This window comes from Paenibacillus bovis, from assembly GCF_001421015.2.
GTDB classification, from domain to species: Bacteria; Bacillota; Bacilli; order Paenibacillales; family Paenibacillaceae; genus Saccharibacillus; species Saccharibacillus bovis.
On the sequence record NZ_CP013023.1, the window covers coordinates 699030 to 721376 of the forward strand.

The 22347-nt window shown below is 48.7% G+C and carries 19 protein-coding genes; 18 read left to right on the top strand and 1 reads right to left on the bottom strand.

The window, feature by feature from the left end; all coding sequences use genetic code 11:
• Positions 1–102: 102 nt before the first annotated feature.
• Positions 103–1056 carry a ribose-phosphate diphosphokinase gene (locus tag AR543_RS03060; protein ID WP_017815534.1) on the top strand — a complete coding sequence of 318 codons (954 nt, stop codon included), beginning with the start codon at positions 103–105 and terminating at the stop codon, positions 1054–1056.
• A gap of 82 nt (positions 1057–1138) precedes the next feature.
• On the opposite strand, the gene AR543_RS03065 is transcribed toward AR543_RS03060, so the two are convergent.
• Positions 1139–1339, bottom strand: coding sequence for a hypothetical protein (locus AR543_RS03065; RefSeq protein ID WP_017815533.1), 201 nt, complete (start codon positions 1337–1339; stop codon positions 1139–1141).
• Between the two features lie 124 nt (positions 1340–1463).
• Between AR543_RS03065 and pth the strand changes: the two genes are divergently transcribed.
• The 17 genes from pth (at position 1464) to AR543_RS03150 (ending at position 22261) form a co-directional block, all read left to right on the top strand.
• Entirely contained in the window at positions 1464–2024 is a 561-nt protein-coding gene (pth, locus tag AR543_RS03070) for an aminoacyl-tRNA hydrolase (RefSeq protein WP_060531738.1), read from the top strand.
• 201 nt (positions 2025–2225) lie between these two features.
• Positions 2226–5750 (top strand): transcription-repair coupling factor, encoded by a 3525-nt coding sequence (gene mfd / locus AR543_RS03075; RefSeq protein WP_060531739.1) that lies wholly within the window; start codon positions 2226–2228, stop codon positions 5748–5750.
• Positions 5737–6912: a peptidylprolyl isomerase gene (locus AR543_RS03080; RefSeq protein WP_060531741.1), complete on the top strand. Its 1176-nt coding sequence runs from the start codon at positions 5737–5739 to the stop codon at positions 6910–6912. Before mfd ends, AR543_RS03080 begins: the two co-directional genes overlap by 14 nt.
• A gap of 143 nt (positions 6913–7055) precedes the next feature.
• Positions 7056–8696 (top strand): putative polysaccharide biosynthesis protein, encoded by a 1641-nt coding sequence (locus AR543_RS03085; protein ID WP_060531743.1) that lies wholly within the window; start codon positions 7056–7058, stop codon positions 8694–8696.
• A 48-nt stretch (positions 8697–8744) separates the two neighbouring features.
• The gene (yabN, locus tag AR543_RS03090; RefSeq protein ID WP_060531745.1) at positions 8745–10229 is read left to right on the top strand and encodes a bifunctional methyltransferase/pyrophosphohydrolase YabN; all 1485 of its coding nucleotides are present in this window, start codon (positions 8745–8747) and stop codon (positions 10227–10229) included.
• 133 nt (positions 10230–10362) lie between these two features.
• Positions 10363–10635: an HU family DNA-binding protein gene (locus tag AR543_RS03095; RefSeq protein ID WP_046216557.1), complete on the top strand. Its 273-nt coding sequence runs from the start codon at positions 10363–10365 to the stop codon at positions 10633–10635.
• 2 nt (positions 10636–10637) lie between these two features.
• Positions 10638–10916, top strand: a complete 279-nt coding sequence (locus AR543_RS03100; protein WP_017815526.1) for an RNA-binding S4 domain-containing protein — start codon at positions 10638–10640, stop codon at positions 10914–10916.
• A 163-nt stretch (positions 10917–11079) separates the two neighbouring features.
• Positions 11080–11442 (top strand): FtsB family cell division protein, encoded by a 363-nt coding sequence (locus AR543_RS03105; RefSeq protein ID WP_082472100.1) that lies wholly within the window; start codon positions 11080–11082, stop codon positions 11440–11442.
• Between the two features lie 137 nt (positions 11443–11579).
• Positions 11580–12083, top strand: a complete 504-nt coding sequence (locus AR543_RS03110) for a S1 domain-containing RNA-binding protein (RefSeq protein ID WP_060531748.1) — start codon at positions 11580–11582, stop codon at positions 12081–12083.
• Between the two features lie 203 nt (positions 12084–12286).
• Positions 12287–13225, top strand: a complete 939-nt coding sequence (locus tag AR543_RS03115; RefSeq protein WP_060531750.1) for a protein kinase domain-containing protein — start codon at positions 12287–12289, stop codon at positions 13223–13225.
• Positions 13226–13242: 17 nt separating this feature from the next.
• On the top strand, positions 13243–14676 hold the full coding sequence (tilS, locus tag AR543_RS03120) for a tRNA lysidine(34) synthetase TilS (protein ID WP_060531752.1): 1434 nt from the start codon (positions 13243–13245) through the stop codon (positions 14674–14676).
• Between the two features lie 55 nt (positions 14677–14731).
• Entirely contained in the window at positions 14732–15271 is a 540-nt protein-coding gene (hpt, locus tag AR543_RS03125; protein WP_060531754.1) for a hypoxanthine phosphoribosyltransferase, read from the top strand.
• Between the two features lie 150 nt (positions 15272–15421).
• Positions 15422–17467, top strand: coding sequence for an ATP-dependent zinc metalloprotease FtsH (gene ftsH / locus AR543_RS03130; RefSeq protein WP_060531756.1), 2046 nt, complete (start codon positions 15422–15424; stop codon positions 17465–17467).
• Positions 17468–17814: 347 nt separating this feature from the next.
• Positions 17815–18759, top strand: coding sequence for a quinolinate synthase NadA (nadA, locus tag AR543_RS03135; protein ID WP_060531758.1), 945 nt, complete (start codon positions 17815–17817; stop codon positions 18757–18759).
• 30 nt (positions 18760–18789) lie between these two features.
• On the top strand, positions 18790–20601 hold the full coding sequence (nadB, locus tag AR543_RS03140) for an L-aspartate oxidase (protein WP_060531760.1): 1812 nt from the start codon (positions 18790–18792) through the stop codon (positions 20599–20601).
• Positions 20591–21457: a carboxylating nicotinate-nucleotide diphosphorylase gene (gene nadC, locus AR543_RS03145; protein ID WP_060531762.1), complete on the top strand. Its 867-nt coding sequence runs from the start codon at positions 20591–20593 to the stop codon at positions 21455–21457. The genes nadB and nadC overlap by 11 nt, the downstream gene beginning before the upstream one ends.
• 6 nt (positions 21458–21463) lie before the next feature.
• Entirely contained in the window at positions 21464–22261 is a 798-nt protein-coding gene (locus AR543_RS03150) for a type III pantothenate kinase (RefSeq protein ID WP_060531764.1), read from the top strand.
• Positions 22262–22347: the final 86 nt, after the last annotated feature.

A 22347-nucleotide genomic window follows, 5' to 3' on the forward strand; every position in this document is an offset into this window, starting at 1 on the left:
AAGTGTATGATGCTTGTTGAATGATCTGATCGACCATATAGAGAGAAATAAGAACGAGATGATGAGCATTCCAATGAACCACCACGGAGGGTTTTAACCATTATGACTTATTGTGATTCCAAACTAAAGATTTTCACTTGTAATTCCAATCCCAAGTTGGCGGGTCAGATTGCCGACTATATCGGTATTCCCATGGGCGAATCCCGTACGACCAGCTTCAGTGATGGCGAAATCCAGGTGAAATTATCCGAAAGCGTCCGCGGTTGTCATGTGTATATCATCCAATCGACCTGCGCGCCGGTAAATGATAACCTGATGGAACTGCTTGTCATGGTAGACGCACTGAAACGTGCTTCGGCCAAGAGCATTAACGTCGTGATTCCTTATTACGGGTATGCACGTCAGGATCGTAAAGCACGTTCACGTGATCCGATCACAGCAAAACTGGTAGCCAACCTGATCGAAAAAGCAGGCGCTCACCGTGTTATTGCGATGGATTTGCATGCGATGCAGATTCAGGGCTTTTTCGATATTCCGGTGGATCATCTGCTGGGCGTACCGATTCTGGCTCAATATTTCCGTTCCAAGCAAATCGAGAACCCAGTTGTCGTATCTCCTGACCATGGTGGTGTAGTACGTGCACGCAAACTGGCTGATCTGCTCAGCGCACCGCTGGCAATCATCGACAAGCGTCGTCCGGAGCCCAATGTCAGCGAAGTAATGAACATTATCGGTAATATCGAAGGCAAGACTGCTATTCTGGTCGATGATATTATCGATACGGCAGGTACAATTGTACTGGGCGCGAATGCACTGATCGAAGGCGGCGTCAAAGAAGTATACGCATGCTGTACGCATCCGGTGCTGTCCGGTCCGGCGATGGATCGTCTGGAAAACTCTCCACTCAAAGAAGTGATTGTGACGGATACCATTCCGATCACGCATCCGAATCCGACGAGCAAGCTGAAAGTATTGTCGGTTGCTCCGTTGATGGGTGAAGCAATCATCCGTGTACACGAAGAACTGTCGATCAGCAAGCTGTTTGAAATCGAATAATCAGATACACACACAAAGGGTTACTTCCTCACTTGGAGGCAAGTAACCCTTATCGTTGTATCTATCGAAGTATCCTTTGCGTTTAATAGCCTGGTCTGGATACAAAGGTATGCCGCTGTCGATGATACAGAATATGGTTCATCTCGATAAACTGATGATCATAGGCGGTAATCAGACCAATATCCACAGGAATACCATGACGGTAAATCTGCACAGGCATTTCCTGTCTGAAATGATCGTAGAAATGACGGTTTTTCAGCAGCTGCTGCCCAAAGGTATACATGCTGAGTGTCCTCCTCGTTAGACTTATCCGTTTGGTGTAAACCAATTTTAACAAAAAATGAAAATTACTGCACCGTAGACATATGCATATCGACATATACCGAAGAAATGAGGATTATGAAACAATGAAATGGATTGTAGGATTGGGTAACCCTGGACCCGAATATGCCAAAACACGCCATAACGTAGGCTTCATGGCGCTGGATCGACTGGCTGAACGACACGGTATATCCATCAGTCAAAGTAAAAGCAAATCGCTGATTGGCGAAGGCCATATCGGTGGAGTCAAAGCCGTTCTGATCAAACCAATGACCTATATGAATCTGTCCGGTGAAGCGGTACGTTCCTATATGGATTATTACAAAGTCGCTCTGGAAGACCTGATCGTTGTCTATGATGATATGGATACCGAGACCGGCAAGATCCGTCTGCGTTATCAGGGCAGTGCAGGCGGTCATAACGGGATCAAGTCCATTATCCAGCATACCGGTACCCAGAAGTTCGACCGGATCCGCATGGGTGTGTCACGGCCAGAGCCTGGTTATGCGATTGTGGATTATGTACTGGCCCCTTTTCCCAAGAAAGAAAAGGAATTGCTGGATCAAATGATCGAGAATACATGCGATGCGCTCGAATTTAGTATGAAGCATACGTTTGAGCAGACCATGGCTAAGTTTAATGGATAATGGTATAATAAAGCTTAATAATTATATCTTTTAAATCGTATATATGCCGCCTTCCGGACCCGCAATGCACAGGTTAAGAAGGCGGTTGTTTGTAGGCAAATCGGTATTTTATCCGGTTTGTCGTTTTACCGTTGTATTATTTGTGTATAATCCTTTGTTTATATATTTTGATACTGATCCGAGAATAAGTGAGGTGCCGCTTTGTTACACAATCTGATACAAGCATTTGCCAAAGATAATGACTTTGGTTCTGTTCGCGATGGTATTGTGTCCGGAATGAAAGATCAACTCATTTCCGGATTGTCTGGCTCGGCCCGGCATTTATTGATTGCGGGCCTTTTTGCAGAGACGCAAAGACCCATGCTGGTCGTTACTCATAATATGTTCCATGCCCACAAAATCGCCGAAGATCTGCAGGAGGCGTTAACGCCGGAGCAGGTACTGCTTTATCCTGCGAATGAGCTGGTAGCGGCAGAATCTGCGATTTCCAGCCCGGAGACGCTGGCACAGCGTATTGATGTACTGACGCAGTGTGCCGCTGGATTCCGCGGCGTTGTTGTTGTGCCATTTTCCGGTGTGCGCCGTTATTTGCCGGCACGCGAAAATATCGCCGGTGCAGAGATTATTCTGCAGGATGGCGGGACACTGGAGCTGGAAGCCTTCCTCAAGCGAATGGTAGAACTGGGATATGAGCGCGTAGAACGTGTAGAATCCCGCGGAGAAATGAGTGTTCGCGGAGGCATTATCGACTTTTACCCGGTGACGACGAATCTGGCGTATCGGGTAGAGCTGTTCGATGAGGAGATTGATTCGATCCGTACTTTTGATCCGGATGATCAGCGCTCGATTGATAAAGTGAAATCGGTCACCATTACACCATGCCGCGAGATTATTGCAGATGAAGAGCGGATGCGCAAAGCTGCTGATCTGGTATCGGCGCGTCTGGATATGCAACTGGAGAAAATGAGCGACCGTCAGGCCAAAGCACGATTGAAAGAAGAAATCGGCCGCGAAATCGAACTGCTGCGTCAGCATGTCTATTTCCCGGAAATCTACAAATATATCGCCCTGCTCTATCCAGAGCAGGTTACCCTGTATGATTATCTGCCGGAAGATACGGTAGTTATTATGGAAGAACCAGCGCGTCTGCAGGAAACAGCACGTCAGCTGGAACGCGACGAAAGTGAATGGGATATGCATCTGCTGCAAAATGGCAAGAGCCTGCCCGGACTGGAACTGGCTGCCCATACGGATGATGTGATGTACCGCAGTCCTTTCCAGAGTATCTGGATGTCAGTGTTCCTGCGTCAGGTACCGCATGTACAGCCCGGCAATATCGTCAATTTTGTCAGCCGTACCATGCAGGATTTCCATGGACAGATGAATGTACTCAAGTCCGAAATGGAACGCTGGAAAAAAACCGGCATCCATGTCGTGATGGTAGCCAGCGGCGAAGAACGGATGGAACGTGTCCGTCGTGTGCTGGATGACTATGATATTGAAACGCCTGTCATGATGGATGGTAATCTGCAGGCCGGTTTTGAACTGCCTTCGATTCAGTTGGCGGTTATTACCGAAGGAGAAATGTTCTCCAAAAAACAGCGCAAAGTGCGTAAAGTCAGCAAAAACGTGGATAATGCAGAACGTATCCGCAGTTATACCGAACTGAAGGTCGGCGATTACGTCGTTCACCAGAACCATGGCATCGGTAAATACATGGGGATCGGTACGCTTGAAGTAGGCGGTATTCACAAAGACTACATGCATATTATGTATGCCGGTGGAGACAAGCTGTCCGTACCGATCGAGCAGATCGATCTGATTCAAAAATATGTCGGCTCCGAAGAAAAAGAGCCTAAGGTGTACAAGCTGGGCGGCAATGAATGGATTCGGGTCAAAAATAAAGTTCGTTCTTCCGTACAGGATATTGCCGACGATCTGATCAAGCTGTATGCAGAGCGTCAGGCGGCGCCTGGTTATGCTTTTGAAAAAGATACTAACGAGCAAAATGAGTTCGAGAATACATTCCCGTATGACGAGACTCGTGACCAGCTACGTGCGATTGATGAGATCAAGGGTGATATGGAGAAAAACCGTCCGATGGATCGCCTGCTCTGCGGCGACGTAGGATACGGCAAAACCGAAGTGGCAATCCGAGCAGCCTTCAAGGCAGCAATCGAAGGCAAGCAGGTAGCGATCCTGGTGCCGACGACGATTCTCGCCCAGCAGCATTATGAGACATTCCGTGAGCGGTTTGCCGAGTATCCATTTAATATTGGAGTACTGAGCCGCTTCCGTACACGCAAAGAACAGAACGAGACGATCAAAGGAATCAAGCAGGGTACGATTGATGTGGTAATCGGTACGCATCGTCTGCTGTCCCAGGATCTGGTGTTCAAGGATCTGGGTCTGCTGATCGTCGATGAAGAGCAGCGCTTCGGTGTATCGCACAAAGAGAAGCTCAAGCGTCTCAAAACCAATGTAGACGTACTTACCCTGACGGCAACGCCAATTCCGCGTACGCTGCATATGTCGATGCTGGGTGTACGTGATCTGTCGGTTATCGAGACACCGCCGGAAAATCGTTTCCCGGTACAGACGTATGTTGTCGAGCATAGTCCGACACTGGTACGTGAAGCGGTAGAGCGTGAGCTGAACCGTGGCGGCCAGGTGTACTATTTGTACAACAAGGTACAGGGTATTCACGAGATGGCTGCCCATATCTCCGAACTGGTACCGGATGCGCGCGTAGCGGTAGGACATGGACAAATGTCTGAGCAGGAATTAGAGAAGACCATTCTGGACTTCCTGGATGGCGAGTTCGATGTATTGGTCAGTACCAGTATTATCGAGACTGGCGTCGATATCCCGAACGTGAATACGCTGATTGTGCATGATGCAGACAAGATGGGTCTCTCCCAGCTGTATCAGCTGCGTGGACGGGTAGGACGTTCCAACCGGATCGCTTATGCGTACTTTACGTATCAGCGGGATAAAGTATTGACCGAAGTTGCCGAGAAGCGTCTGCAGTCGATCAAGGAATTCACAGAGCTCGGTTCCGGATTCAAAATTGCTATGCGTGACCTGTCGATTCGCGGAGCAGGTAATCTGCTAGGTGCAGAACAGTCTGGCTTTATCGCTTCGGTCGGTTTTGATTTGTATTCGCAGATGCTGGCAGAAGAAATCCAGAAGCGTAAAGTGACCATGCTAGGTGAGCAAGATCTCAAAGCCAATGACTGGAATACAACGATCGATCTGTCCATTGATGCGTATTTGCCATCCGATTATATTTATGATAGTATCCAAAAAATAGAAATTTACAAGAAAGTGGCAGCTGTATCTTCCTTTGATGATATTGCAGAGCTGGAAGATGAACTGCTGGATCGCTTTGGCGAACTGCCGGAAGCTGTTATCCAGTTGATGCAGGTAGCCCGTCTGAAGCTGTACGGCAAACGTTACGGTATTGAACATATTTCCCGTCAGGGTGATAATGTACAGCTCAAATTCCATGCAGGCCAGGAAAAAGCATTTGATATGACCCTTCTGTCCGAGATTGGCAATCGCTACGAAAGACGTGTACAATTTAATCAGGGTTCCAACATGATCATTCAGGTTAAAGGCAAGGGAATGACGGATGGCGAGCTGCTGGAGCTACTGCGCCAGTTTCTTGAGGCTGTCATGGAATCATTCAAATTAAAGGGGGAACTACAGAATGTGGCCAATTAAAAAAGCTGCTCGTAAAACAGCGGTATTGACAGCAGGAGCTGTACTGAGCATCAGTCTGTTGGCAGCTTGCAACAACGGCAATAACGCGGCGGCTCCACAACAGCCCAAAGCGGCAGAGCAAGCCAAGGATAACAGCCCGGTTGTTGCTGAATATGAAGGTGGAACCATCACCGAAAACGAATTTAACAAAGAAGTCAGTATGCTAAAATTCCTGACTCCTCAATATGCACAAATGTTCGATATGGATCAATATAGAGAAGTACTGCTGGAACAGGAAGTTGCCTACGAGTCTTTGGCACAAAAAGCCAGCGAGGCTGCACAAAAAGCAGGAGCAACCCAGGCGGAAGAGCAGCTGACTCAGCTGAAATCCAGCGTTGACCCGGAACAGCTGACCCAGATGCTGAAAACGTCCAAGCTGACAGAGCAGGATATCAAGGACTATATGACACGCGTTCTGACTGCTTCCGAAGTAATGAAAGAGAAAGTAACCGACGACAAAGTCGAAGCTTACTTTAACGAGCACAAAAAAGACTACACAACGGCTACAGTACGTCACGTGCTGATCGGCCTGCAAAGTGCAGATGGCAAAACAACCCGTACCGATGCCCAAGCACTGAAACTGGCTAAAGAAGTCAAAGCCAAGCTGGACAAAGGTGCTGACTTTGCAACCATCGCCAAGAAGTACACAGACGATACCGGCTCCAAAGAACAGGGTGGCCAGTACAAAGATCAAAAAGTCGGCAACTGGGTAGAAGGCTTCAAAAATGCAGTGCTGAAGCAAAAAATCGGCGTTGTTGGCCCACCGGTTAAAACCGATTATGGCTACCATGTCATCAAGGTAGAATCCCGTACAGAAAAAGAATTCAAAGACCTGACTGCCGAAGAAAAGGATACCATCAAGTCTCAACTGGCTTCCCAGAACTTCAGCAACTATATGGCCAATGATGTTCCAAAAATGATCAAGAGCAAAAACCTGCCTAAAGCACCGGCACCTGCCGCTACTGAAGGAGCAGGCGATGCTACAGGCGGCGCTACTACACCGGGAACTACACAAAGCCCGGGAACTGCCGGCGATGCTTCGACAGGCAAGAGCACGACTGAAAGTGGTGCAAAATCGACGGAGACGGCACCAGCAGAAAGTACAACCGAAAGCAGCAAGTAATCGGCCACGGAAAAGCAGCAGTGCTTTTCCATACACGGTTATACGAAATAGCGCGGAGACCCGCGCTATTTTTGCGTGATACGGCAGAATTCTGTTATTCTTACTCGGAGATAAGTGGAAGATCAGGAAAGGAGATCCTCGTTATGAAAGAATCAGCGACCCCATCATCACGCATGCTGAAGGGAGCCTTTATACTCATCGCAGCAGCGGTACTGTCCAAGCTGATCGGGACCATACAGAAAATTCCTCTTCAGAATATGGGAGGCGATGGGGTATTTGGCATTTACAATGCCGTCTATCCGTTTTATACGCTGGTTCTTCTGGTAGCGACAGCCGGATTTCCGGCAGCGGTCTCCAAGTTTGTCGCCGAAGAAATGGCTGCTGGCAATCCAGCTGGCGCCCGCCGGGTAATGCGCTTGTCTTCCCTGCTGCTGATGGTGCTGGGAATCGGCTGTGGAGTGTGTATGTATGTATCCGCTCCACTACTGGCCAGCTGGATCGACAATAAGCATACCGAGCTGGCTATCCGCAGTGCGGCTCTTGCGCTGCCGCTGGTACCGATTATGGCAGGGCTGAGAGGGTACTTTCAGGGCCTGCATGATATGGTTCCTACGGCAGTCTCCCAGGTGACAGAACAGACGATACGGGTAACAGCGATGGTAATGTTGCTCGTTATTTTGAATCAAGCCGGTACATCCGATGACTGGATTGCTGCCGGTGCTACATTTGGCTCTGCTGCCGGTGGAGCTGCTGGTCTGATTGTAATGTTGATTTACTGGTGGCTGCATCGGCGGTGTGCCGGCAGTATGACTGCCGAGAGAGTCGTGCTGCCTGCAGGCGAACGAGAGCCGGTCTGGCCGCTGTTTAAGGCATTGCTGCTCTACGCACTGCCAGTTTGCCTTGGTTCGCTGTCTGCGCCGCTGATTAGTCTGGTGGATACCTTTACTGTTCCGCGTCTGCTCAAAGGAACAGGCTGGAGCGAAGCCGAGGCGATGATCCAGTTTGGGATCTATAATCGCGGTATTCCACTGGTGCAGCTGCTGGCGATGCTGGCGACGTCCATGTCGGTTCTCTTTATCCCGGCGCTGGCAGAAGCAAGGGTGCGGCAGAGAATGGATCTGATCCGCAGCCAGACGCAGCAAACGGTCAATTGGTTCTGGCTGTTGGGGCTGGCTTCCTCTGTAGGCATAGCTTTGCTCGCGGTACCAGTCGATATTATGCTGTATCAGGATGATGCAGGCAGCGCGGCTATCCGCTGGCTCGCTTTTACCGGTATAGGAGCCACATTGTCGATTGTTACAGCAGCGATGCTGCAGGGAATGGGCTCGGTGCGGGCACCGGCTGTCCATTTGCTGCTGTCTACGGTGGTCAAAGCACTGCTGAATATCCTGCTGGTTCCGCTGTATGGTATTAATGGTGCTGCTATTGCAGGCATTGTTGCTTACAGTCTAGGGGCTGTGCTAAACATCCTGCTGCTGGTTCGCCTGACCCGTTTCTCAATGTCCTGGCGCGATCTGCTCTGGAAGCCGCTGCTTGTTACGACGGTCATGGGTGTATGTGTGATTGGATGGATGTGGGCAGCAGGAATGGTGATGGACATGATGCATATTCATACGCGAATAGAAGCACTGGTAGTGACGCTGGGTGGAGTAGTCATTGGCGGATTGGTATTTCTGATCGGGCTATTCCGTACACAGCTAATGACCGAGGAACAGGCATTGGCACTGCCCAAGATTGGCGGCAAGCTGGTGAAGCTGCTCAGAACGATGCGAATTACAGGCTAGACGATTATAGATAGGTGCTAAATACAGATCAGGACAGGAGGAAAGCCAATGAGTGGAATATTAACAATTGTAGGGCTTGGATCAGGAGATGCGGATCAGCTGACTGTCGGTATTTTCCGCAGACTTCAGCAGGCGAGTCGTCTGTATGTACGAACCAAGGATCATCCTGCGCTGGATTCGGTAACTGCTGAATTTATAACTTTTGATGATGTATATGAGACGAAAGAATCTTTTCCGGAAGTGTATGCAGAGATTGCTGATCGGCTGCTGAATATTGCTGCAGAGGCGCAGGATAGCGAAGAGATCATCTACGCCGTACCGGGACATCCCATGGTTGCCGAGCGTACCGTCCAGATTTTGCGCGAACAGGGAGAAGCCAGAGGTATTACTGTTCAGGTGCTGGGCGGAGAAAGCTTCTTGGATGAGACGTTTACCCGTCTTGGATTTGATCCGATCGAAGGGTTCCAGCTATTGGATGCTGCCCAGCTCAATGCCCAGCTGCTTCAGCCGCAGATGCATACGGTAATTGGACAGGTATATGATACTTTTACCGCATCCGATGTGAAGCTGAGCCTGATGGAGCTGTATCCGGATGATTACCAAGTTCAGGTATGCCATTATCTCGGTGTAAAGGGCAAAGAAGTCATTACTTCTGTACCTGTATACGAGCTGGATCATGTTCAGGATTATGGCAATCTGTCTCTTATCTATGTGCCGCGTACCGATGATGAAATGATCCGTAATCGTACTTTTGCCCGTCTGCATGAGATCGTGGAGACGCTGCGCAGTCCTGGCGGCTGTCCATGGGATCGTGAGCAGACGCATCAATCTTTGCGCCAGAACTTTATCGAAGAGACTTATGAAGTGCTGGAGACGATTGACGACGACGATCCGGAGCATATGCAGGAGGAGCTGGGCGATGTGCTGCTGCAAATTATGCTGCATGCCCAGATCGAGGAAGAAACCGGTACATTTAACGTATATGACGTTATTGAAGGATTAAACCGCAAGCTGATCTTCCGTCATCCGCATGTATTTGGTGATAAGCATGCCGGTGATGCCCAGGCGGCTCTGCAGAACTGGGATGCCATGAAAGCCGAGGAAAAGCGTCTCAAGGGGATAGACACGGCGTCTGTCTCTGTACTGGACGGCGTACCCAGTGATCTGCCTGCACTGCTCAGTGCTTACAAAATCCAGAAAAAAGCAGCCAAGGTGGGCTTTAACTGGGAAGATGTCGAAGGGGCACTGGGCAAACTGGACGAAGAGCTGGCCGAGCTCAAGGAAGCGATTCGCGAAGGTCATGATCCTCTGGATCAGCAGCTGGAACTGGGAGATCTGCTTTTCTGCGCGGTCAATATTGCCCGCTTTATCAAGACGGATCCCGAACAGGCGCTCGCACTGGTCAACCGCAAGTTCAAGCAGCGTTTCCAGTATATCGAGCAGTCGCTTCAGGCTCAGGGTACCGCTATCGACCAGGCGAGCCTGGAAGAGATGGATCGGCTCTGGGACGAGGCAAAAGGCAAAAATCTGTGAATATTACACAGGAATTTGGGCTGAGAGCAAGAATGTACTATACTAGAGAAGCAGCTATATGTTAACATGCTGTTCATGGGACAGAACATGTTATCCAGTTGAATTTTTTTGAAAATTTGGGAGGCTTTTAATAATGAACAAAACAGATCTGATTAACAACATTTCCAACAATAGCGGTTTGACTAAAAGAGACGTAGAAACTGTCTTGAACGGTTTTCTTGATGAAATCACAAGCGCACTGTCCAGCGGTGACAAAGTTCAGTTGATCGGCTTCGGAACTTTCGAAACTCGCAAACGTGCTGCACGTACCGGACGCAACCCACAAACGGGTGAAGAGCTGAACATTCCTGAGTCCAACGTTCCTGCATTCAAAGCGGGTAACAAACTCAAAGAAGCGGTTAACTAAAAATGCGTCTGGACAAATTCCTGAAAGTATCAAGACTGATCAAGCGCCGTACCGTGGCCAAAGATGTGTCTGAGCAGGGAAGAGTCCTGTTGAACGGGCGTGAAGCGAAGCCGAGCGCCACGGTAAAAGTAGGCGACGAGATCACTGTCCAGTTTGGACAGAAGCTGGTGACCGTCCGCGTCGAAAGACTTGCTGATACAACACGCAAAGAAGAAGCGGCAACCATGTACACTCTAACCAAAGAGGAACCGGTAGCCAAATCGGAAGATTTTCCGTTTTAATAGAAAAGGCTGTTTTGTGGTCGTTTGGACACAAAACAGCCTTTTTGTCATTTTATTTGGTTACAAAGTGTTACATTTGATTATTTTGTGGTAATGTAAAGTTAGACGGTATAGTTATGTCAATCAATTATAAAATGGACAGACTGAGCAAGGAGGAGACCTGATGATTCCAAAACCGGTGCCGATACGAGGCGGCAGCCAGCAACATAAAAAACAGACAGCTCCATCATCAAACCCTGGAGCGCGCAGAAGGCTGCGGATTTGGATGGTAGTCATGGTATTGTTCCTTGGTTGGGCAATCTATACATTTGTGGTCCAATCCATTCATTTATCCGAGAAAAAGGCAGAGCTTGCCCAGCAGGAAGCCAAGAAAGTTCAGGCCGAAGCTGCGCTTGCCCAATCCCAAAATGAGGTCAAACGTCTGGAAGACCCTGAATATATCGGACAGGTAGCACGCAAGCAGTACGGCATGTATTTGCCGGGTGAAAAGCCAATCTGGGCTACCGATCCCGAAGAAAAAAATTGAATAATGCTGTGAAATGGGTCGGAAGATACGCTATTCCTCAGTTGACCTAATTTTCGGCTTCCGTTATAATTTAATCACCGCAGGTCGTAATCCTATAGGATTTTACTGTATATTTTAAGGGAGGATCATTTTACTCTATGGCAATTGAAGTGGGCACCAAGTTAGAAGGCAAAGTGACAGGAATAACGCACTTTGGAGCATTTGTAGATCTGTCGGGAGGTGTCACTGGTCTTGTTCACATCTCGGAAATTGCCGACAATTATGTAAAAGATGTTAACGACCACCTCAAACTGGGCGATGTCGTTACTGTCAAAGTCATCAATGTCGACAAAGATGGTAAGATTGGTCTTTCGATTAAGCAGGCCGTAGACAAGCCGGCAGAAGCAGCATCAGCACCATCTTCTAGACCACCTCGTCCTGAATCACGCGGCGGTGGAAGAGATGGAGGAGATCGTCCAGGTGGCGGCGGTGGATTCAACCGTGGTGACCGTGGAGGACGTTCCTTTAACAAGCCTTCTGCTCCCAAAGCTACATTCGATGATAAAGTATCCCGTTTCCTCAAAGACAGCGAGGAGCGCATTTCATCATTGAAGAAAAATACGGAATCCAAGCGTGGAGGCCGTGGTGCCAAGCGGAGTTAATCCCTACCTGGCATACAGTATATAAATAACGACCGTAGATGCTCCGGCATCTACGGTTTTTTGCTGCTTATCCAGAGGTTCTGCCTGCTGTGCAGCTTCATCAGGGGATCTATCGGGATTCTGAATTTGTATAAAATGGTTATTTAATTGTGTTACACTGAGACCAGACCCAACTTGGAGGGGAAGGAGAGACTCGGTTGTCGATGTCTTATCATTCTGAATTGCCAGCAGGAACTACGGTTACAGGAAGAACGAGAGGGCAGCAGTATGTCATTCAGCGGACGCTGGGTAAAGGAACCAATGGAATTGTATACCTGGTAGATGGTCCGCAGGGTCAACCGTATGCTCTCAAGCTGGCGACGGAGAACCATGATCTGCAGCCGGAGATCAAGCTCCTGGTCTCTTTACATAAGCACTGGAAACGAACAGGAAGAAATGATTCCAATCGCTACCTGTACGATGCTGATGATTATGAAGACGAAGGGAGACAGATCCCTTTTTATGTTATGAAATATGTAAAAGGCCAGCCGCTGAGCGTCTATCTGCGTTCTCGTGGAAGCGATAAAATCGGTATGGCCGGTCTTGGAATACTGGAGATCCTGTTGGAGCTGCATGAGTCCGGCTGGGTATTTGGCGATCTCAAAGCAGAGCATGTGATCATTACAGAAGAAGGTGAAGTGGAGCTGATAGATTACGGCGGAGCGCGTCAGCAGGGCAAAAGTATTCACCAGTTTACCGAATGGTATGATCGTCATTACTGGAAAGCGGGTACGCGTACAGGTGATTTTGCTTATGATCTGTTTGCTTTTGCAGTAATCTGCATCAAGCTGTTCAATGAACCTGCTCTGCATAAAATGATAACTACCCGATTGCCACAGATGCGCAGTGAAGCAGATCTGGTTGTTCTTATTGATGAGACTCCCGGACTGGCTCTGTACAGCAGCTGGCTCAAAAAAGCGGTACGCGGAGAATTCAGAAATTCCAGGGAAGCATATAATAGCTGGAAAGCTATCAGCCGTTCCGGGCTGCCGTCCAGCCGCAGCAGCAGCGACATGATGACCCAAAAGCTCAAGCGGGCATTTATCTGGTCACTGATCGCGCTGGCAGTCGTACTGTATATTACCATTTATATCAAAGGTTAAGGTTAGGGGAGAAAGATATGGAGCCGCAGACGTGGAACAGGCTGCTTGATCATGTCCGCATGCTGGTCCAGCAGGAGAAATGGTGGAGACCGGGAAGCTGTATTATAGCGGCTGTGTCCGGTGGTCCGGATTCTATTGCCCTGCTGCATGTACTGCATCAGCTGTCGCCGGAATACGGATGGAGCGTAATCTGTGCCCATATGAATCATGGTTTCCGGCCGGAAGAGTCGGCAGCCGAAGCCCGCTTTGTCGAAGCTGAGGCCAGCGCTCTGAGTATCCCGTTTGAATCGGAGCAGGTAGATGCGCCTGCCTATATGCAGCAGACCGGCAAAGGCGCGCAGGAAGCCGCGCGTGAACTCAGGTACCGGTTTTTGCACAATATCGCTGCCAAACACAGTGCGGATTCGATCGCGCTTGCCCATCATATGGATGATCAGGCAGAGACGGTCATGATGCGGATAATCCGCGGCACCGGCCCTGATGGAATCGGCGGTATCAAAATGCATCGAATCGAAAAAAATGTGGAACTTGTCCGGCCTTTTCTGCGTATATACAAGGCAGACCTCATTCGCAGTTGCGAGGAGTGCCATTTTCGGTACATGAACGACAGCAGCAACGAGCTCCGCAAATATACGCGTAATCGCATCCGGCTGGATGTTTTGCCCTTTTTGGAACAGTACAACAAGCAGCTGGTTCCGACACTGGCCAGGCTTGCCGAGATTGCCGGACCGGAAAGCGAATATATTCAGCAGCAAACCGAGGCGTTATATGCGGAATTGGTTAAAGAAAAAGAAGGATCATTTTCATTTTCCGTGACTTCCTTTGTAGGCGCTCATGTCGCTTTACAACGGAGGTTGATTAAACTAATATTAAATTATCTGTCATCAACTGCTGAACAATTTGATTTTGCCAAAATTGAATTAATCCGCCAGCAGATTGTACACAGTCATCTCACAAGCTGGAATCTGGATATAGGAGATCGGATTATCTGCGTACGCGAGTATGAAGACATCCGGTTTATGCAGGATTACCGGGGGGAACCAGAGCCATTTTGTATTCCTCTGCAGCGTGAAAATGCCGTTATATCCATACCGGGATCTTTGGATCAGATGGAGATTCGCTTGCTGGAATGGAAAGAGTATGATTCCGAAGCTTTACAGCTTTCTTCGGATGAAGCGTTATTCGATGCGGATTTAACGGATTTTCCGCTTTATTTGCGTTCCCGCCGTCCTGGCGATACTATCAGGCTGCTGGGCAGTGGAACGAAGAAAGTTAAAAATCTTTTTATCGATGCCAAAATACCATTATCTCAGCGTGATAGCCTGCCATTATTGACGGACCATCATGGCCGTATACTGTGGATTCCGGGAGTCCGGCGCTCACAGGAAGCACTTTTGCATCCGGGCTCGGTTCATTGTCTTTATATGAGACGGATAAAGTCTGCAAAATAATGTTTGATTTCCATCGATTTAGCTTGATAAGTATAATGTAGGAGGTTCATCCAAGTTGCACAACGATATCAAAGAAGTGCTCATCAGCGAGGAAGAAATTCAGCAGAAAATTCTGGAACTGGGCGCGAAGCTCGGTGAGGATTACAAGGATCGCAATCCGCTTGTAATCTGTGTCTTGAAAGGCGCATTTGTATTTATGTCCGATCTGGTAAAACGGATCGAAGTACCACTGGAAATCGATTTTATGGCAGTGTCCAGTTATGGTGCTTCCACCAAATCATCCGGTGTCGTTAAGATTATCAAAGATCTGGACGTATCTGTAGAAGGCCGTGATGTACTGATTGTTGAAGATATTATTGATAGTGGTCTTACGCTCAGCTACCTCATGGAGATTCTGCGTGGTCGCAGTGCCAAGAGTGTGCGTGTAGTAACCCTTTTCGATAAGCCGACAGGCAGAACAGTCGAGCTGGAGGCAGATTATACAGGATTCATTATCCCGGATGCCTTTATTGTTGGTTATGGTCTGGACTATGCCGAGCATTACCGGAATCTCCCCTACATCGGGATTTTAAAACCGGAAATTTATTCGAACTAATTACCGGTCCTGCGGGCAATAATGGATAAAGAGTAATGAATGGGTATTATGCTCATTATTAACAATATCTGTTATTGCACTCTGCCATCTATTGAGAAGGTCAGACGGGCTATGGTAAAATAATTTAAGTGTCTTGAGAGGAGGTAGGGGATGAATCGGTTCATCCGGAATTCTGGGTTCTATTTAATACTTTTTTTAGTCGTGGTGGGCATTGTCCGTTACGTAAGTGACGGAAGTGAAGCTGCCGATAATCCAAGATATGACCAGCTCAAAGCCGCACTGAACAGCGGTAATGTAGCATCGGTAACGATTCAATATGATAACTATGCTTATCTGGTTACCGGTATGTACAAAGAGCAGCCTGAAGGTGCAAAGACCAAGCAGTTTTCATCCTACATCCCTGCCACCGACGCAGCGTTGGATCTAATCAACACTGCCAGTGAAACCAAGGGGACGCAGGTAACCGTTAAGCCTAAGGAAGGCGACAGTATCTGGTTGTCTTTTATTACATCCATGATCCCGCTCGTGATTATGTTTATTCTCTTCTTCTTCCTCTTCAATCAGGCTCAGGGTGGCGGCGGCAAAGTGATGAACTTTGGCAAAAGCCGTGCTCGTCTGTATAACGAAGAAAAGAAAAAGATTACTTTCGAGGATGTAGCCGGTGCAGACGAGGAGAAACAGGAACTCGTCGAAGTGGTTGATTTCCTCAAAGATCCGCGTAAATTCAACACCGTTGGTGCCCGTATCCCTAAAGGGGTACTGCTCGTTGGTCCTCCGGGTACAGGTAAAACGCTCCTTGCTCGCGCTGTAGCCGGTGAAGCAGGAGTACCGTTCTTCAGCATCTCGGGTTCTGACTTCGTCGAAATGTTCGTCGGTGTCGGTGCATCCCGTGTACGTGACTTGTTCGAGAATGCGAAGAAAAATGCGCCATGTATCATCTTTATCGATGAGATTGACGCAGTAGGACGTCAGCGTGGTGCTGGCCTGGGCGGCGGTCACGACGAACGTGAACAAACGCTCAACCAGTTGCTCGTTGAGATGGATGGTTTTGGAGCCAACGAAGGTATTATTATCGTAGCGGCAACCAACCGTCCGGATATTCTGGACCCTGCGCTTCTGCGTCCAGGTCGTTTTGACCGTCAGATTACGGTTGATCGTCCGGATGTCAAAGGCCGTGAAGCGGTACTGAAAGTCCATGCACGTAATAAACCGCTGACCAAGGATGTCAAACTGGACATTATTGCGAAGCGTACAACCGGCTTTACCGGAGCGGATCTGGAGAACCTGCTGAACGAAGCAGCGCTTCTGGCAGCACGCCGCAACCGTCGTGATATTTCCATGCGCGAGGTAGACGAAGCGATTGACCGTGTTATCGTAGGTACAGAGAAACGCAGCCGCGTGATCAGTGACCGCGAGAAACGCATCGTAGCCTACCACGAAGCAGGACATACGATCGTTGGTTACTTCCTGGAGCATGCCGATATGGTACACAAAGTAACAATCGTACCACGCGGACGTGCTGGCGGTTATGTAATCATGATGCCAAAAGAAGATCGCACTCTCGTGACCAAACAGGAACTGCTGGATAAAGTAACCGGTCTCCTGGGCGGACGTGTAGCGGAAGAACTGTATATCGGTGAGATTGGTACCGGCGCATACAGTGACTTCCAGCAGGCGACCAGCATCGTGCGCAGCATGATCGTAGAATACGGTATGAGTGAGAAGCTTGGTCCTATGCAGTTCGGTAACTCGCAGGGTCAAGTATTCCTGGGACGCGATTTCGGACATGAGCAGAACTACAGTGATGCGATTGCCTACGAAATCGATCAGGAAATGAATCGCTTCATTACCGAGTCGTACGAGCGTTGTCGTGAGCTGTTGCAAAAGCACTCTCGCGAAATGCATTTGGTTGCACAGACATTGCTTGAAGTAGAGACACTGGACTTCGAACAAATCAAACATCTGATCGAAACAGGATCACTGGAAGGTTTGGGTGAAGGTACAACTGGCGGTAACGACAGCGGTCCTTCCGAAGGTGGCGAACCTACTTTTGACAGCATTGGCGACTCCCAGGTACGTCTTGAAAAAGACAACAACCCATCATCAGCTCCAGGAGCGGGCGGAACTATTCCAAACAATCCGACAGACGGTTCTGATGATAACCGTGGCTCTGGTGGCGGCACGCCGACCATCTAATTCCATACTATTTCCTTAAATTAAAAGCCTGAAGATCTTAGAGATCTTCAGGCTTTTTTTGTATAGGTTGGTAAAAGAATAAATAATCCTCGTTATGGATAGTTCCTTGCGCTAAACAACCGATCCGTATTTTGATGAAATAAATGTTAACTTTGCGCCCAATAACCGATTGACAATCCTATCAAGGATTGTGTACATTATTGGAGATGTTGATCACAATTTTGACACATTTCGCAGTCGACTACGAGATTTTTTTCACAAAGTAGGTTAGATCATCTATTCAATGATGAACGATAAACGTTCAAGATTGTGAAAACTGTCTCAAACTATTACAGGGAGATGAATTCATGGAAGCTCTGGCATTGGAGAAAAAGGCAGAACGTGATGCACAATTACGGGAGCGTCTGCTGCAGCTGAAAAAGGAACGAAATGCTATTATTCTGGCACATTATTATCAGCGGGACGAGATTCAAGAAGTGGCTGATTTTCGGGGAGATTCTTTTTTGCTGGCTCAAAAAGCAGCACAGACCGATGCGGATACGATTGTATTTTGCGGGGTTCATTTTATGGGAGAAAGCGCCAAAATTCTCGCACCAAACAAAACCGTCATTATCCCGGATGAACGAGCAGGCTGTCCGATGGCGGATATGGTCAATGTAGACGGACTGCGCCGGCTCAAGGAAAAGCATCCGAATGCCAAAGTAGTCACCTATATCAACTCCTCTGCCGATGTCAAAGCAGAAACCGATATCTGCTGTACGTCCGCCAATGCGGTCAAAGTTATCCAATCCGTCGATTCCGACGAAATTATCTGGGTGCCGGATAAAAACCTCGGTCACTATGTACAGCAGCATACCGACAAGAAAATGATCATCTGGGAAGGATACTGCAATACCCATGATATGCTCACTGTCAAAGATGTGATCGAGATGAGAGCCAAGCATCCGAATGCACAGTTTGTCGTTCATCCGGAATGCCGTCCCGAAGTAGTGGCATTGGGTGACTTTGTAGGTAGTACGACTGCGATTATTAAATATTGCCGGGAGTCGGACTGTCAGGAATTTATTGTGGGTACAGAAGATGGCACCGGCTATCAGCTGCGCAAGGACAGCCCGGACAAAGCATTTCATTTTGCCAGTAAATACCTGGTATGTCCCAATATGAAAGTAAACAACCTCAAAAAGCTCGTAAACTGCCTGGAAACAATGAAGCCGCAAATCTATGTACCACCAGCTATCGCTGACCGTGCACGAATCTCGCTGGAGCGTATGCTGGAAGTCTCTTCTTCCTAGAATCGGTCAATAGAAAGGCAGGCGTATAGGATGAATGCGGAATATAACCAGTCGGATAAAAAAGTGCATCATCATCTGGTGCAGACGACCACGGATATATTAATTATTGGCTCGGGAATAGCAGGTTTGTACACGGCTATCCTCGCAAGTGAACATAAGAACGTGCTATTAATCACAAAGAAAGCCCTTCTGGAAAGCAACACCCGTTATGCCCAGGGCGGTATTGCAGCAGTGATCAGCGATGACGACTCGCCCGCTTATCACCGCGAGGATACACTGCTCGCGGGAGCAGGCCTTTGTTCAGCAAAAGCGGTGGATATCCTCGTGCATGAAGGCCCATCAGGTGTACAGGAGCTGATACGTCTGGGGACTGCTTTTGATACAACTGATGGCCAGCTGGAGCTGACACGTGAGGGAGCACATAGTCATCGCCGTATTTTGCATGCCAATGGGGACTCGACCGGCTGTGAGATTGTAAGAGCATTGGCCCGACAGGCCGCAGAAAATGATCGAATTACAATCTGGGAGCATCATTTTACTGTAGATCTGGTGCATAAAGGAGAAGAATGCAGCGGTGCGATAGTACAGCGGCCGGATGGTACCAGAGTGTATGTGGAGGCAGAAGCGACGATTCTGTGCACAGGCGGAGGCGGTCAGCTGTATGAACATACGACCAATCCGGATGTAGCGACCGGGGATGGCTTGGCAATAGCCTATCGGGCGGGTGCTATACTGCGGGATATGGAGTTTGTACAATTTCATCCGACAGCACTCTGTTATCCCGGGGCTCCCCGTTTTCTGATCTCCGAAGCTGTACGAGGAGAAGGCGCGATTTTACGGAACCGGCAGGGAGAAGCTTTTATGAAGCGATATCATCCTTTGGGTGATCTGGCTCCACGTGATATTGTCGCCCGGGCAATCATAAAAGAGATGCGGCAGGACGGCAGCTCGAACGTGTATCTGGATATTACACATGAGACGCAAGAGATGCTGCAGCGGCGATTTCCGACCATTTATGAGACCTGCCTGAATTATGGACTGGATCTATCCTCCGACTGGATACCGGTTGCACCTGCAGCTCATTACATGATGGGCGGCATCCGTACGGATGAATACGGAGAAAGCAGTATTCACAGGCTATTTGCCTGTGGTGAAGTATCGTCCACCGGCGTTCATGGAGCGAATCGGCTGGCGAGCAACTCACTATCCGAAGCGATCGTATTTGGTAAAAGGATTATCGAGCGCATTATGGATTCTTCCTGGTCTGTCCGAAAGGCAGACACAGAGCCGTTCTACACGCATTGGAGTACTCCGCTGGCAGAAACAATACATGCTGAATATGATCTGATAGCCGCTGATCACAGAGATACGCTGAGCGAATCACGCAGCAGAGGGAACCAGCAGATACACAGGATAAGTTCGTCCTTAGCGACGCGTATGGCACAATCTTATTTTTCCGACCAGAGAAATGTAAATAAATTCACAAACTTATCATCCGATCTAATGCTTGCTATGGATGAGCATGAGATCCGGAAGCAGCTGCAGCAGATCATGACCCGATATGCCGGCATCAGCCGCAGTGGCGATACTTTGCAGGAAGGAATAATGCTTCTCGCCCGGTTACCCGAACTGTCTGATAAGGATTGTACCTATGAACAGCTGGAGCTGCGCAATATGCAGCTGTGTGCCGCTCTGATTTTGCAGGCTGCCTGGTATCGTCAGGAAAGCCGTGGTGGACATTATCGCGAAGATTTCCCGGAACGCAATGATTTGAATTGGCAAAAGCATACTTTACAGCATATTACGCGCGGACTTATGGAGGAGAATAGAGATGACGTTTAATGGATATCAGGAGAATCTTACGAATTGGATCAAACTGTGGCTGCAGGAAGATGTAGGATCGGGTGATATTACGACTGCTGCTACAGTTCCAACAGGTCATCACAGTGTAGCTGTTATCCATGCCAAGCAGGACGGTATTCTGGCCGGATTGCCTGTTGCCGAGCATGTATTTCAGACAGTGGACCCTGCTCTTCAGTTCACGGCTATTGCGACAGAAGGACAGTCTCTGGCTCAGGGAGATATTATCGCCAGAGTGGAGGGCAGCACCCATTCGCTGCTGACCGGAGAAAGACTGGCGCTGAATCTGCTGCAGCGGATGTCCGGTATCGCTACCCGCACCCGTCAGTATGTGGATATGATTGATGGGCTGCCGGTACGGCTTGTCGATACGCGCAAGACTACACCCGGCCACCGGATGTTGGAAAAGTATGCTGTCCGCGTTGGTGGTGGCAGCAATCACCGATTCGGTCTGTATGATGCAGTCATGATCAAGGACAATCATATCAAAGCAGCCGGTGGCATTTTGCCAGCTGTTCAGGCTGCACGGGCACAGATTCCGCATACGATGACCATCGAAGTAGAGACCGAGACGATAGAGCAGGTCACAGAAGCACTGCAAAGTGGTGCAGATATCATCATGTTGGATAATATGAATCATGAGCTGATGCGCGAAGCAGTCGCTTTGATTCGCAGTCAGAGTCCTCATGTCCGTATTGAGGCTTCGGGAAATGTATCGCTCACCACGATTCGCGGATTGGCCGAGACAGGGATCGATATTATCTCGGTTGGACGACTGACCTATTCTTTTGATAATCTGGATATTAGTCTGGATCTGGGAAACAAGAAGAGGGAGTGACACGCATTGGTATTGGTGATTGATATCGGAAATACGAATATTGCGTTTGGCGTATATAGAGGCGAGAAGCTGCTGCATCATTTTCGTATCAGTACCAATCGCCAGGCAACACCGGATGAATACGGAGTGACTATTCATCAACTGTTTCAGATGTCCGGCGTTGCTATCGCAGATATCAAAGGAATTATTATTTCGTCTGTTGTACCGCCGATTATGCATACACTGGAAGAGATGTGCGAAAAATATCTGCATCATACTCCCATGATTATCGGACCGGGTATACGTACCGGCCTGAATCTGCGTTACGAGAATCCGCGCGAAGTGGGAGCAGACCGGATTGTAAATGCCGTCGCTGCTATTTCCCTGTATGGCAGTCCGGTGATTGTCGTCGATTTTGGAACCGCAACCACCTTTGACTGTATTGATGAGCAGGGGAACTACCTGGGCGGCGCTATCGTACCAGGGATCGGCATCTCCACGGAGGCGCTGTATCAGCGTGCTTCCAAGCTGCCTAATATTGAACTGGAAAAGCCTCGTAAAGTCATCGGGCGTAATACGGTTCATGCCATGCAATCCGGTATTATTTTCGGTTATGCGGGTCAGGTCGATGGCATTGTCAAAAGAATCCGCGCTGAAATGGGCGTAACCGCCAGAGTTATCGCAACCGGTGGACTGGCGGAGCTCATTTCGAGTGAAACCGAAACGGTAACCGAAGTGAATCCCATGCTGACCCTGGAAGGACTTCGACTGATTTATGAACGCAATCTCGGTACTGCCCGTCCTGCACCACGCAGTGGAGAGTAATGGCTATTTCTCTCCCCGGCAAAACTTTTGACGTGATGATCGCGTCTAATTACAATAGATAGAACATGGTACAGTTGGTAATCAGA